The organism is Streptomyces sp. NPDC059142, from assembly GCF_042755665.1.
In the GTDB taxonomy this organism is placed as follows: Bacteria; Actinomycetota; Actinomycetes; order Streptomycetales; family Streptomycetaceae; genus Streptomyces.
The window spans coordinates 1-12563 of the sequence record NZ_JBHZDA010000130.1; the positions used below are offsets into that span (position 1 = coordinate 1).

The following is a 12563-nucleotide window of genomic DNA, read 5'->3' on the forward strand; positions in this document are numbered from 1 at the left end:
GCGTACCACCTGCTCGACTTCAACCCCCGGCCCGTCGCGCAGTTCCGGCTCTTCACCGACCGCTCCGGCACGGTTGTCGTGGGGGGGGGCGGGCGGCGGCCGGCGACACACGGGGGGGCGGGGGGCCGGCGCGGGGGGGGGGGCCCGCGCCGTGCGCGCCCTCCGCGCGGCCCGCGCCGGGCGCACCGTGCGTACCGCCCGTGCCAGGCGCACCGTCGGCCCCGTGCGCCCCGTCGGCCACGCGCGGTGCGTCGGTGCTCTGCGGGACGCGTGCGTACAACTCCTCGGCCAGCGAGAAGACGTCCCGGTGCCGGAAGCGGGCGGCGGTGCGGTCGGTGATCCCGTGGGCTTCCAGTCCGGCGGCGATCTCCAGCGGGTCGACGGCCCGCTCGCAGAGCGTGCGATGGCGGTGGAGCAGCGCCTTGACGGGATCGGCGGAGCCCCGTCGCGCGTGCGCGTGGCCGGCGGCGGCCGTTCGGGGGTGGTGGGTGTCAGGCATCGTGGTCCCCCGCTCCCGCGTAGGCGCCGACGCGCCGGCCGGGGTCCGCCCAGCTCGGGACGGTGCGCGGCGGGCGGCGGGCCGCCGTCCAGTGGCCGGGGACATGGGTCTCGGCCGGGTGCGCGAAGGGCAGGGGCGCTCCGTCGGCGTCGACCGATTCGGCCGCGCGCCGTACGGGGGCGTGGGAGATCAGTTCCAGGTAGAGCGCGCGGAACGCGGCGAGGTTCTGCTCGACGGTGAACAGTTCGAGTGCGCGGGCGCGGGCCGCGGCGCCCAGGCGCGCGCGGCGTCCGGGGTCGCGCAACAGCGTGACGCACGCGTCCGCGAGCGCCCGCGGATTGCGCGGGGGTACGACCAGTCCGGTGCCGCCGATGACCTCGACGACCGCCCCGACGTCCGTGGAGACCGTGGCGCGCGCGCAGAACATGGCTTCGACCAGGCTGATCGGGAAGCCCTCGACCACGCTGGAGAGCAGGACCAGGGTGCCCGAGCCGTACACCTCCGGCAGGTCGGGGGCGTCGGGGCCGCCGATCTCCTCGAAGGAGACGGGGTTGTCGCCGACGGCGTGCGCGTCGGCCGCCTCGTCGGGGAAGAGCTGGGCCGCAAGCCCCCGGCAGTGTGCGAGGTACGCGGCGCCCTCGGTGTCCCGTACCGGCGCGGAGACGATGCGCAGCCGGGTGTCCGGCTGCGCCCTGCGGATCTCCGCGAAGGCGTGCAGCAGCGAGATCAGGTCCTTGGCGGGTTCGATCCTGCCGACCCAGACCAGGGTCGCGGGACCGTCCTCGTGCAAGCCCGCGCCGTCCGCGCCCGCCCTGTCCCCGCCTGCCCCGTACGTGCCTGCGCCGTCCGCGCCGCCCTCGCCCACGCCGTCCCCGCCCGCGCGGCTCCCGGCGGCGCCCTCGTCGGCGAACGCCGCGAACCGTTCCGTCTCCATCCCCGGGTAGACCGTGCGCAGCTTGGCGCGGTCGGCGCCGCACCGTTCCTGCCAGCGTCTGGCGTGCAGATTGCCGGGGGTGATGACACCGGCCTGCCGGTAGATCTCGGCGGCGAGCCGCCGGTGGAAGGAGGCGAGCAGGGCGCGCACCGGCGCGGCGGACACCGCGTCCGCGCCGGGGGCGCCCGTGTCCGGGGCGTCCGCCGTCGCCAGGTAGTGCGCCCGCAGCCGTACGCCGTACTCGGTGACCAGCAGCGGGACCCCGAAGAAGCGTTTGGCCAGCAGCCCGGGCAGGGCCGCGGAACCGCCGGACGCGGCGTGGCAGAGGTCGACGGCGCCGAGTCCGTCGGCCTCGCCGTACCAGTCGAGCGACAGGGGGCGCAGCGCCCGCTCCAACTGGTCGGCGAACGCGAGGAAGTCGGGCACGGTGGCGCTCTGCACGCTCCGGCGTGCGCCGGGGGCCCGGCAGGCCGATTCCAGCAGCCGTACGGCGGTCTCGGAGCGGAGCGCCGCGTACAGCCCGCCGCGCTCCCTGCCGAGGTCGGCCAGACCGTACAGCCCCTCCGCGAAGGCCGCGGCGCCGTCCGAGCCCGCCGGCCCGCCCACGGCGCCGTCCCCGCCCGCCGACCCACCCGCGCCCGCCGCACCGTCCGCGCCCGCCGGCCCGTCCTCGGCGCAGATCGCCTCGGCCAGCCGGGCGAAGTGGAGCGCGAACCGGCGCCGGTCGCGCCGCCCGTGACCGCGACCGTCGTCGGCCGGGGCCCAGAGCGGCGCGGTGCGCACCCGCTCCGCCGGGACGTGCGGCGGCAGCAGGACCCAGCCGCCGCGCTCCTGCCGGGCGCTGCGGCTGAGCGCGTAGATGTGGAACTCGTGCGGTGCGAGCCCGCGTACGAGCCGGTCGCACCAGAGCCTGGACTCACCCGTCGCATACGGATACCCACCGTCCGTAAGCAGTCCGATCCGCACGAGCGCACCCCCGATCTCCCTTGTGGGCGGCCACCGTTGATCGGCGACACGCAGCGGGACGACCGTAAGCGGACAACCCGGTGGTACGACGGACGGTTGTCCGTCGCACCACCGGAAGGGGTGAATGCACGTAACTTTCTCGTACCGGCGGCGTTCTGTCGCACTACGAAAAGGGACGGTTACGTACGGCGAGCCTCGTGGCTCAGGTCAGGGCCGCCTCCCCGGCGGGCTCGACGGGGGCCGGAAGCTCCCTGCGGGTGGTGCGGCGCGCCGCCGCGAGCCCCGGATCGAGCGCGGGAACAGCGGCGAGGAGCTGCTTCGTGTACGCCTCGGAGGGCGCCCCGTAGACCTCCTCGACCGTGCCCTGTTCCACGATCCTGCCGTCCTTCATGACGGCGATACGGTCGCTGACCTGGCGGACCACGGCGAGGTCGTGCGCGATGAAGACCAGCGCGAGCCCCAGTTCCCGCTGGAGCTCCGCCAGGAGCGCGATGACCTGCGCCTGGGTCGTCACGTCGAGCGCGGAGACGGGCTCGTCGCAGACGATCAGCCGGGGCTCCGCGGCGAGCGCGCGGGCGATCCCGACGCGCTGGCGCTGGCCGCCGCTGAACTCGTGCGGATACCGGTCGTACCGGTCGGGGTCGAGCCCGACCCGCTCCAGCAGCCCCCGTACCCGCTCGACGATCCGCTCCTCGTCCAGCACCCCCGCGGCCCGCAGCGGGTCCGCGACGGACTCGCCCACCGAGCGGCGCGGGTTGAGCGACGAGACCGGGTCCTGGAAGATCATCTGAAGTTCGCGGCGGTAGGGACGCAGCTCCTTCTCGGACGCCGCGCCGATCTCCGTCCCCCGGTACTCCAGGGTCCCGGCGCTCGGGTCGAGCAGCCGTACGAGCATCCGGCCCAGTGTGGTCTTGCCGCTGCCGGACTCGCCGACGATGCCCAGGGTCTCCCCCGGCGCGACGGTGAGCGAGACCCCGTCCACGGCGGTGACGGTCGTCCGTCCGCGCCGGAACTCCCGGCGCAGGCCGACCGCCTCGATCAGCGGGCCGCCGGTGCCCGGTGCGGCCGGCGCCCGTTCGACCGGCGCGTCCACCCGGGGCACCGCCGAGAGCAGCGCGCGCGTGTACGGGTCCCGGGGCGCGCCCAGGACGTCCGCGACGGGGCCGCGTTCGACCGCGCGCCCGTGCCGCATCACCAGGACCTCGTCGACGCTCTCCGCCGCGACGCCCACGTCATGGGTGACCAGCAGCAGCCCCATGCCCGTCTCGTGGCGCAGGTCGTGGAGGAGGTCGAGGATCTGCGCCTGGACGGTCACGTCGAGCGCCGTGGTGGGTTCGTCCGCGATCAGCAGGCGCGGTTCGCAGGCGAGCGCCATGGCGATCAGCGCGCGCTGGCGCATTCCGCCGCTGAACTCGTGCGGCCGGGAGCGCGCGCGGCGCGCGGCGTCGGGGATGCCCACGCGGTCCAGCACCTCGACCGCCCGCGCACGCGCCGCGCGCCGGGTGGCGTCGGTGTGGACGCGGTAGACCTCGGCGATCTGGTCGCCCACCGCGTAGTACGGGTCGAGGGAGGAGAGCGGGTCCTGGAAGACCATCGCGGCCACCGCGCCGCGCAGCGCGCGCAGTTCGCGGTCGGAGGCGGTGCCCACGTCCGTACCGGCGACCCGTACCGTACCGCCGACGTGCGCGCCGGTCCCCCGGTGCAGTCCGAGGAGCGCGCCCGCGACGGTGCTCTTGCCGCTGCCGGACTCGCCGACCAGGCCGATCGCCCGGCCCGCGGTGAGCGAGAAGGAGATTCCGTCCACGGCGCGCACGGTGTCGTCGGCGCCCGCCGTGAAGTCGACGGTCAGGTCCTCCACGAGGATCAGTGGCTCCGCGGCGGACGCCTCGGGGGTCTCGGGAGCCACGGAGGTCGTACGGGTCACAGGAGTGCCACCCTTCGGTCGGCCACGGCGTACAGCAGGTCCGCCACGACATTGGCCAGCACGACGGCCGCCCCGGTCACCAGCACCACGCCCACCACCACCGGCAGATCGACGTCGCGCACCGAGTCGATGAGCGTCTTGCCGACGCCGGGGATGCCGAACAGGGTCTCGGTGAGCACCGCGCCGCCGATCACCGTGCCGAAGTCGTTCGCGTTGAGCGCGATGACCGGCGGCAGGGCGCCGCGCAGCGCGTGCCGCCCGACGACCGCGCGCTCCCCGACGCCGTAGGCGCGGAAGGTGCGGATATGGTCCTCGGCCAGCGTCTCCAGCGTCGAACTGCGCGTCAACCGCGCGTATTTCGCGCTCTCGAAGAGTCCGAGGGTGAGCCAGGGCAGCAGCATGTTCCACGCCCACTGCTCGGGGTCGTCGCCGAGCGGTACGTACGAGGGGAACGGCAGCCACTGGAGGTACGCGCAGACCACCATCAGGAGCAGCAGGCCCAGGATGAAGACGGGCGTGCCGGTTCCGGCGAGGGTGAGCACGGTCAGCGCGCGCTCGGTGATCCCGCCGCGCCGCAGCGCGGAGAGCAGACCGGTGCCGACTCCGATGACCAGCCAGACGACCATCGCGCCGACGGCGAGGGAGACCGTCGCGGGCAGCCGCTCCAGGATGAGCTGGGTGACCTGCTGGTCGGTCTTGTACGAGAAGCCGAGGCAGGGCGCGTCGCAGTGGAGCATCGAGGTGCCGGTGGAGTAGTCGCGTCCGGCGACGATGCCGCGCAGGAAGTGTCCGTACTGCGCGAAGACGGACTGGCCGAGGCCGAGGCGTTCGCGGACCTGGTCGACCTGCTGGGTGGAGCAGCGTTCGCCGCAGGCGAGCCGGGCCGGGTCGCCGGGCGCCAGGTAGAAGAGCGCGTAGACGACGACGGAGAGCACGAACAGGACCAGGAGCGCGCCGGCGAGCCGTTTGATCAGATAGCGCGTCATGAGGCGGTGTCCTTGAGGGGGGTACGGGCCTTGCCGGACGTACGGGTGCGGGTCCGCGTCCCGACCCGCAGCCGGCTCGCCTCGCGCGGGTCGAGCGCCGTACGCACCGCGTCGCCCAGCACGGTGAAGGCGAGCACGGTCACGAAGAGCAGCCCGGCGGGGAGCAGGACGTACATCGGGTCGGCGCGGAACCAGGTCTGCGCGCTCGACAGCATCACGCCCCACGACGGCGTCGGCGGCTTGACGCCGACGCCGAGGAAGGACAGCGACGCCTCGATGACGATGTTCGTCGGGACCAGGATGGCGGCGTAGGTGATGACGGGCGCCGCGAGCGAGGGCAGCAGCTCACGGCGTGCGACACGCAGCCGCCCCGAGCCGCCGAGCCGGGCGGCGGCGACGAAGTCGAGCTGCTTGAGGGTGAGGGTCTGCGCCCGGACGATCCGTGAGGTGCCGCCCCAGTTGAGCAGGCCGATGACGAGGATCAGCAGCAGGGGGCGGGGGAAGTCCTGGGGGACGACGGCGGTCAGGGCGACGGCGAGCACCAGCATCGGCAGCGAGATCATCACATCGGAGACCCGGCTGAGGACGGTGTCCACCCACCGGTTGCCGAGACCGGCCGTGAGGCCGACGGTGACCCCGATCGCGACCTGTACGACGGTGGCGCCGAGGGCGACGAGCAGCGAGATACGGGCGCCGTAGAGCAGCCGTACGAACAGATCGCGTCCGGTGCCGGGTTCGACACCGAGCCAGTGGTCGGCGCTCACCCCGCCGAACGGGCCGAGGGGCACTCCGCCGCGCGCCGAGTCGACGAGCGAGTCGTGGTACGTGTTCGGGTCCTGGCCCGCCAGCGCGGCGAGCAGCGGCGCGGCGAGCGCCAGGACCACCAGCAGCGCGAGGACGCCCCCGGCCACCAGGGCCGAGGGGCGTGCGCGCAGCCGTCGCCAGACCTGGCCGGCGCCGGAGGCGGGAGCGGCCGGGGCGGGGGCCGTGGAGCCCGCCGCCCCCGCCGCCACCGGGTCGGGAGCGGTACTCACTTGACCGCGACCTGCGAGATGTCGAGGACGCCGGTCCAGTCGCTGATCACGATGTTCTTGACGTCCTTGCCGTAGAGCCGCTTGTAGACGGGGTGGAAGAGCGGCACGTCGAGGGCCTGCTCACCGATCTTCTTGTCGAGGGCGCCCCAGCGCTCGGCCGCCGCGGACAGGTCGGTCAGCTTGTTGATCTCGTCGATCTCCTTGTTGACCGCCGGGTCGTCGAACTGGGCGTGGTTGAAGTTGGAGCCGTCCTTGACGATCTGCCGGCCGTCGAAGATCGGCGCCAGGAAGGGACCGCCGGAGGGCCAGTCGGCACCCCAGCGGGAGAGGAAGAAGCCGGGCGCGTTCTTGACGCTCCAGCGGGCCTCGTTGAAGGCGTTCGGTTCCAGTCCCACCAGCTTGACGGTGATGCCCGCCTTCTTGAGCCCTTCCTGGACGGCGGTGGCGACCTCGGGGCTGGTCTCGCGGTTCTGCGCGGTGGAGTGGATGAGGGAGATGGTCAGCCCGCCCGGGTGGCCGGCCTCCTTCAGCAGCTCCTTGGCCTTCGCCGGGTCACCGGTCTTGCCGGCCGGGAAGTGGTCGTACGGCGTGTAGCCGAACGCCTTCTGCTCGGGCAGGAAGGTGGTGGCGGGCTCGGCGAGCGCGGAGCCTCCCGCCGCGTTGATCACGCTGGTGCGGTTGATGGCGTACGAGATCGCCTGGCGCACCTTCGGGTTGTCGAACGGCTTCACCTTCGGGTTGAAGGCGAGGTAGTTCGTGTAGCCGAAGTGTCCGGTGCCGACGCGGGCGGCGAGCGACTTGTCGCCGCCGACCTCGGCCAGCTCGGCGGGGCCGAGGTTGGTGTCGGTGGTGATGGCGGCGGCGTCGGCGCCCGAGCTGGTGGAGAGCCGCTGGTTGATGACGGCCGAGTCGAGGCCGGCCTTGACGTCGATCTTGTCGGGGTAGGCGTGGCGCTGGTCGTCGGTCTTCTCGGACCAGTGCGGGTTGCGCTCCAGCACCATGTGCTGGCCGTCGCCCTCGTTCTTGACGACCTGGTACGGCCCCGAGGAGATCGGGTGCTCCTCGTACTTGGCGCCCTTGTCCTTGGCCTTGGGCACCGGTGCGAACTGCGTCTGGGTGGCGACGAAGGGGAAGTCGCCCTCGGGCTTGTTCAGCTTGAAGACGATGGTGCGCGCGTCGGGCGTCTCGATCGAGGCGAGGCCCTTGGGATCTTTGTAGGGGCCCTGGTAGTCGGAGCCGCCGATCAGCCAGTCGCGCAGGTAGGGGGCGCCGCCGGAGAGTTCGGCGGCGAAGGAGCGCTCGATGCCGTACTTGATGTCGGCGGTGGTGATCGGGGTGCCGTCCTCGAACTTCAGCCCCTCCTTGAGGGTGTACGTCCACTCGGTGGCGTCGGCGTTGGGGCGGCCCGTGTCGGTGGCGAGGTCGGGGACGACCTTGGTGCCGGCCGCGCCGTCCTCCCGGTTGCGGGTGGTCAGCGTACGGAAGACCAGCGAGGGGACGTTGCCGCCGCCGGAGGTGTAGAGACGCGCCGGGTCGAAGTCGGCCTGCGGCTCGGTGTTGAGGACCGACAGCGTGCCGCCCTTCTGGGGCTTGCCCTTGGCCGAGCCGTCGCTCTTGGCATCGTTGTCCTGGGGGCCCGCGCAGGCGGCGGCGCCCGCTGCCACGGCCAGGGTGACGGCTGCCGCGGCCACGCGGCGGGTGATGACGGACGGTTGACGCATCGGAAGAAGCCTCTCGGTGGGCTGCGCGCACGGCGTGCACAGAGTGACGGAGTGCACAAGAGTGACAGGAGGGAGCGGGACGGGAACAGAGGGCGTGGAACGCCCGGTGTCCGCGCAGGCGGCAGCGGCCGAGGGGAGGAACGAGGTGGATCTGGACGCCGCGCCCGCGTACGGACGGAGGAGCGCCGACCACGCGGGTCCGCGGCGCGATGCGCCGGGGGACGGACGTGTTCGGGCGGCGTCAGCTACAGAGGATGTCGGCCACGCACAGCGGCGTCACGCCGATGAGCGCGAGCTCAAAGGCGGCGTGACGGTATGCGGGTGCGTAGGGGGACGACATGCGGAGAAATATGGATGAGGCAGTGTTCGAATGTCAACGCGGAGCGAGACGGCTCTCTCACCATACGGACATCCGTGGACGGTCAGGGGGCCGCGCCCGGCGCCGGGCGACGCTCGTGGAGGGGTGAGCGCCGTCGGCGCCCGCCCCCGGAGGTCGCCCCGTACACCGCCTGTCCCCCGTGTTCCTCCGGCCCCGGAGGTCACTCGTCCGGGTAGACCCAGGGGTTGGGACGGCACTTGATGCCGTCGAGGTCGAGCGTCTTGGTCTGCTGCTGCATCACCGGCGCGAGCGCGCCCGGCGTGCGGCAGCTCACATGGTTGTGGCCGAGGCGGTGGCCGACCTCGTGATTGATCAGCATCTGCCGGTAGGGGAACATCGCCTTGGCCCCGAAGGTCTCCGCGCCCTGCGCCCAGCGGAAGGCGTTGATCATGACGCGGTCGGTGGCGGCCGAGTCGCAGGACACGTTGTCGACGGTGGTGTCCAGACCGGACTTCGCGCACCAGAACGCCGTGGTCCCCGGGCTCGCCAGCGTGATCACGAAGTCGGGCTGACCGCTGGAGATCCGTTCGAAGGTCATGGCGCCGTTGTGGGCCCAGCTCCGCCGGTCGTTCAGGGTCTTCTGGACGGCGCCCGCGAACAGCGCCCCGTCGAGGCCGAGTCCGTTCTCGACGTCCACACGGTAGCGGAACTTCTCGCCCTTGCCGGGCGCCTTGGCCAGACCCGGTACGGCGGTGAAGGTGCCCGCCGCCTTCAGCTCCGGGTCCAGCGGGAACTGGCGGACCATCAGCTCCTCGTAGGTGGCCGCGGTGGCCCCGGCCGAGGGCGCCGCCTTCCCGTCCGCGGGGGCGGTCCGCTCGTCGGAGCGCGAGGCCCCGTCACCGTCCTGCTCCGCCCGGTCGACCCCGCCGTCCGCCCGCGCGCCGGAGGCGTCGGAGCCGCCGCCGGTGACCTGACCGGCCACCACGACGGCGAGGACGGTGGTCACCGCCGCAGCGGCGATCCCGGTGAGCGCGCGGCCCCAGCCGCCTCTGGCGGGCTCCTCCGGGTCCTGCCCGGAGCCGTCCTCGTCCTCGCCGGGTGGAGCCGCGTCCGTACCCCCGCCGCCGTCACGGCCACCGGGCTTCGGGATGGGCCGGGGCGTCGGGGTGGCGGCGGAGTCCAGGGTGCCGAAGGCGTCGAACGCGTCCACGAACTCCTTGCGCGGGCCCGGGATCACCGGGGTGCCGCCGGTGGCCGGGCCGCCTGAGCCTGCCGTACGCGGGCCCGTGGGGCGTGGGGGCGCGCCCTGCCGGTCGCCGTAGCGCCGTGCGCTGCCCCAACCGCCGCCGGACTCCCGCTGTTCGGGATGGCCGCCGCGTACCTGCGGCACGCCGTGCGCGGGGGTGCCGTGTCCCGGTCCGCCGTGCTGGTCGGAGTCCTGCTCCTGGCCGTCGCCGGAACGCCTGCGCCGCCCCTGCCCCTCCCGGTCCGGACCCGGATCGCCCGGCGCGGGGCCACCCGCGCTCGGCGAGCCCTGGGGTACGGGGCCCTTGCGGCTGTGTCGTCCCACGCCCCGGATCAGCTCCTGCCGTGTTCGTCGATCGAGTCGTCGGAACCGTACTCGTCAATGAGGTCCCGGCAGGCCGACGCGGTCTGCCGCGGGTACTCCATCATGGCAACATGCCCGGCCTCGGGGAGCGTGAGGAGCCGGGAGTCACGGAAAGCGGCCGAGGCCCGCCGGGCCATACGGTACGAGACGAGCTGGTCCCGCCCGCCGTAGACGAGCAGGGTCGGTGCCAGGACCCGTTCGGCCTGCCGCCACAGCGCATGCTGTCCACCCAGGGTGTACGCGTCGACGATACCGCGCGCCGAACCCGTCATCGCCTCCCAGAAATGAGGCAGTTGGAGGCGGCGCTCCATCTCCGCCACCGCGTGCCGCACGTCCTCGTCCTCGACCGCCGCCGGGTCGCCGTAACAGAGCTGCATGACCCCGCGGGTGCGCTGCTCCGCCGTCCAGCCGCGGGTCAGCCGGCCGAGGAGCGGGGCGACGCCGGGCACCGCGAGCAGCGCGGTGGGCAGCGCGGTCCGCTGCACCCTCAGCTCCGGCAGCGCCGGGGAGACCAGCGTCAGGGTCCGCACCAGGTCCGGCCGGGCGGCGGCCACCCGCGTGGCGACCGCGCCGCCCAGGGAGTTGCCGAACAGGTGGACGGGGCCCCGCCCACCCGCGTCGAGCAGCCGGACCACCGCGCGGGCGTGGGCGGAGACCGAGTAGTCGCGGTCGGACGGCGGGGGCGAGTCCCCGAAGCCGGGCAGGTCGACGGCCTCACCGTCGACCAGGTCCGCGAGGTACGGCATCATCGCCGACCAGTTCTGCGACGATCCGCCGAGCCCGTGCACATACAGTGCCGGCGCGGCCCCGGCGCGGCTCGCGGGGCGCGCCCGTACGGTCAGGGTCAGTCCGGGCAGGACGACGGAGCGCAGCTCCTCCCCCTCCGCGACCCGTACGGGACTCACCTTCGGAGCCGCGGCGGCGGCTACGGTTTCCGGCAGCTCGGTCGACGACATGCGGCAATGTTACGAGACGATCACGCCGGAATCCCGGTGTTCACCATCACAGGCCGTATGGCGCGGGACACCCCCGGCTCCTACTCTCGGAGGGAGAGAAAGGGGGCCGGTATGAGAGTCGATCCCACGGACCCCGAGACCTTCGACGCGGAGGCCGGGAACGGCAGGAGCGCCGGGGCCGCCGACGAGGTCCCCGAGGCGGACGCCGCCGAGCAGCGCACGGAGGTGGGCGGGGGCCGTGACGAACCACTGACGCACATCGACCCGGACACGGCGAGCGAGGGGGACGCGGCCGACCAGGCGAGGGCGGTGGACCTGGGCGACGAGGAGGACTACCGCTGAGGCGGCGGCGCGGCCCCGGGCCGCGGATTCCCGGCCGGGCGGGCCACGGCGGCCCGGTCCGGCTTCCGTACGCGTCCGGTCCGTGAAATTCTGCCTCCTCACCACGCGCGGCCGGGTTACCCAAAAGTACGATGGCGGAGCGGCGCACCACGCGCACGGAACGAATTTTGGGAGGCGGCGTGACAGCCATAGAGCAGACCGAGGCGGCGCGCCCGCGAGGCACCCGCCTGCCGCGTCGCGCCCGGCGCAACCAGCTGCTGGGCGCCGCACAGGAAGTGTTCGTCGCGCAGGGGTACCACGCGGCCGCGATGGACGACATCGCCGAGCGGGCGGGTGTCAGCAAGCCGGTGCTCTACCAGCACTTCCCGGGAAAGCTGGAGCTGTACCTCGCCCTGCTGGACCAGCACTGCGAGTCGCTGCTGCTGGCCGTCCGTACGGCCCTGGCCTCGACCACCGACAACAAGCTGCGCGTCGAGGCGACGATGGACGCGTACTTCGCGTACGTGGAGGACGAGGGCGGCGCGTTCCGGCTGGTCTTCGAGTCGGACCTGACCAACGAGCCGGCGGTGCGCGAGCGCGTGGACCGGGTCGCCCTCCAGTGCGCCGAGGCGATCTCCGACGTGATCGCCGAGGACACCGGGCTCTCCAAGGAGGAGTCCATGCTGCTGGCGGTGGGGCTCGGCGGGGTCTCCCAGGTCGTCGCGCGCTACTGGCTCTCCAGCGAGTCGCAGATCCCCCGCGAACAGGCCGTGCAACTGCTCACCTCGCTGGCCTGGCGCGGTATCGCCGGCTTCCCGCTGCACGGCAGCGAACAGCACTGAGGCGGGCCGGTCCCGCCCGTGTTCGCTGCGGGCGTGCACCGCGGCGCCTTCGAGGCGATCTCTCCGGGCTAGTGTTGGCGCGTACAGCGCGGCTGGCCGCGCACCGCAGACCGTTCGGAGGGACATAGCCGTGGAGGTCAAGATCGGCGTGCAGCACACGCCCCGCGAGATCGTTCTGGAGAGCGGGCAGTCCGCCGAGGAGGTCGAGCGAGCCGTGTCCGCGGCGCTGGCCGGCAAGGCGCAGTTGCTCAGCCTCACGGACGACAAGGGGCGCAAGGTGCTCGTACCGGCCGAGCGGATCGCGTACGTGGAGATCGGTGAGCCCGCGGCGCGACGGGTCGGCTTCGGCAACCTGTAGCCGCCGTCGTTCATCGGCGCGAGGAGTGGCCCGGCGGGGGGGGCGCCGCCGCGCCCCCGCCCGGGCTGTGGGGGGTGGGGCGGCGGCGCCGGGT

The 12563-nt window shown here is 73.5% G+C and carries 11 protein-coding genes and 1 pseudogene; 3 read left to right on the top strand and 9 right to left on the bottom strand.

From position 1 onward, the window contains the following. Positions 1-240: 240 nt before the first annotated feature. From ACFXPK_RS30130 to ACFXPK_RS30170, 9 genes and pseudogenes are all read right to left on the bottom strand, one after another. Positions 241-499 (bottom strand): annotated as a pseudogene (locus ACFXPK_RS30130) (hypothetical protein); the annotation flags it as partial. Beyond that, positions 492-2399, bottom strand: coding sequence for a DUF3492 domain-containing protein (locus ACFXPK_RS30135; protein WP_385080270.1), 1908 nt, complete (start codon positions 2397-2399; stop codon positions 492-494). The gene ACFXPK_RS30135 and the pseudogene ACFXPK_RS30130, both read right to left, overlap by 8 nt. 202 nt (positions 2400-2601) lie before the next feature. Beyond that, the gene (locus tag ACFXPK_RS30140; protein WP_385006940.1) at positions 2602-4305 is read right to left on the bottom strand and encodes an ABC transporter ATP-binding protein; all 1704 of its coding nucleotides are present in this window, start codon (positions 4303-4305) and stop codon (positions 2602-2604) included. Positions 4306-4319: 14 nt separating this feature from the next. Further along, entirely contained in the window at positions 4320-5309 is a 990-nt protein-coding gene (locus tag ACFXPK_RS30145; protein ID WP_385006938.1) for an ABC transporter permease, read from the bottom strand. Continuing rightward, positions 5306-6343, bottom strand: coding sequence for an ABC transporter permease (locus ACFXPK_RS30150; RefSeq protein WP_385080272.1), 1038 nt, complete (start codon positions 6341-6343; stop codon positions 5306-5308). Before ACFXPK_RS30150 ends, ACFXPK_RS30145 begins: the two co-directional genes overlap by 4 nt. After that, positions 6340-8064 (bottom strand): ABC transporter substrate-binding protein, encoded by a 1725-nt coding sequence (locus ACFXPK_RS30155; protein WP_385005477.1) that lies wholly within the window; start codon positions 8062-8064, stop codon positions 6340-6342. Before ACFXPK_RS30155 ends, ACFXPK_RS30150 begins: the two co-directional genes overlap by 4 nt. 241 nt (positions 8065-8305) lie before the next feature. Beyond that, complete coding sequence (locus ACFXPK_RS30160) at positions 8306-8404, bottom strand: Ms4533A family Cys-rich leader peptide (RefSeq protein ID WP_385005479.1); 99 nt, start codon at positions 8402-8404, stop codon at positions 8306-8308. A gap of 199 nt (positions 8405-8603) precedes the next feature. Next, positions 8604-9953, bottom strand: a complete 1350-nt coding sequence (locus ACFXPK_RS30165) for a DUF3152 domain-containing protein (protein WP_385080274.1) — start codon at positions 9951-9953, stop codon at positions 8604-8606. 8 nt (positions 9954-9961) lie between these two features. Then, positions 9962-10948 (bottom strand): alpha/beta fold hydrolase, encoded by a 987-nt coding sequence (locus ACFXPK_RS30170; RefSeq protein WP_385080276.1) that lies wholly within the window; start codon positions 10946-10948, stop codon positions 9962-9964. Positions 10949-11059: 111 nt separating this feature from the next. Between ACFXPK_RS30170 and ACFXPK_RS30175 the strand changes: the two genes are divergently transcribed. The 3 genes from ACFXPK_RS30175 to ACFXPK_RS30185 all read left to right on the top strand — a co-directional run bounded on the left by ACFXPK_RS30175 (position 11060) and on the right by ACFXPK_RS30185 (position 12469). Next, positions 11060-11290 (top strand): hypothetical protein, encoded by a 231-nt coding sequence (locus tag ACFXPK_RS30175; protein ID WP_385005485.1) that lies wholly within the window; start codon positions 11060-11062, stop codon positions 11288-11290. A gap of 179 nt (positions 11291-11469) precedes the next feature. Next, on the top strand, positions 11470-12111 hold the full coding sequence (locus ACFXPK_RS30180; RefSeq protein ID WP_385005487.1) for a TetR/AcrR family transcriptional regulator: 642 nt from the start codon (positions 11470-11472) through the stop codon (positions 12109-12111). Positions 12112-12241: 130 nt separating this feature from the next. Next, positions 12242-12469, top strand: a complete 228-nt coding sequence (locus tag ACFXPK_RS30185) for a DUF3107 domain-containing protein (RefSeq protein WP_329829234.1) — start codon at positions 12242-12244, stop codon at positions 12467-12469. Positions 12470-12563 lie beyond the last annotated feature (94 nt).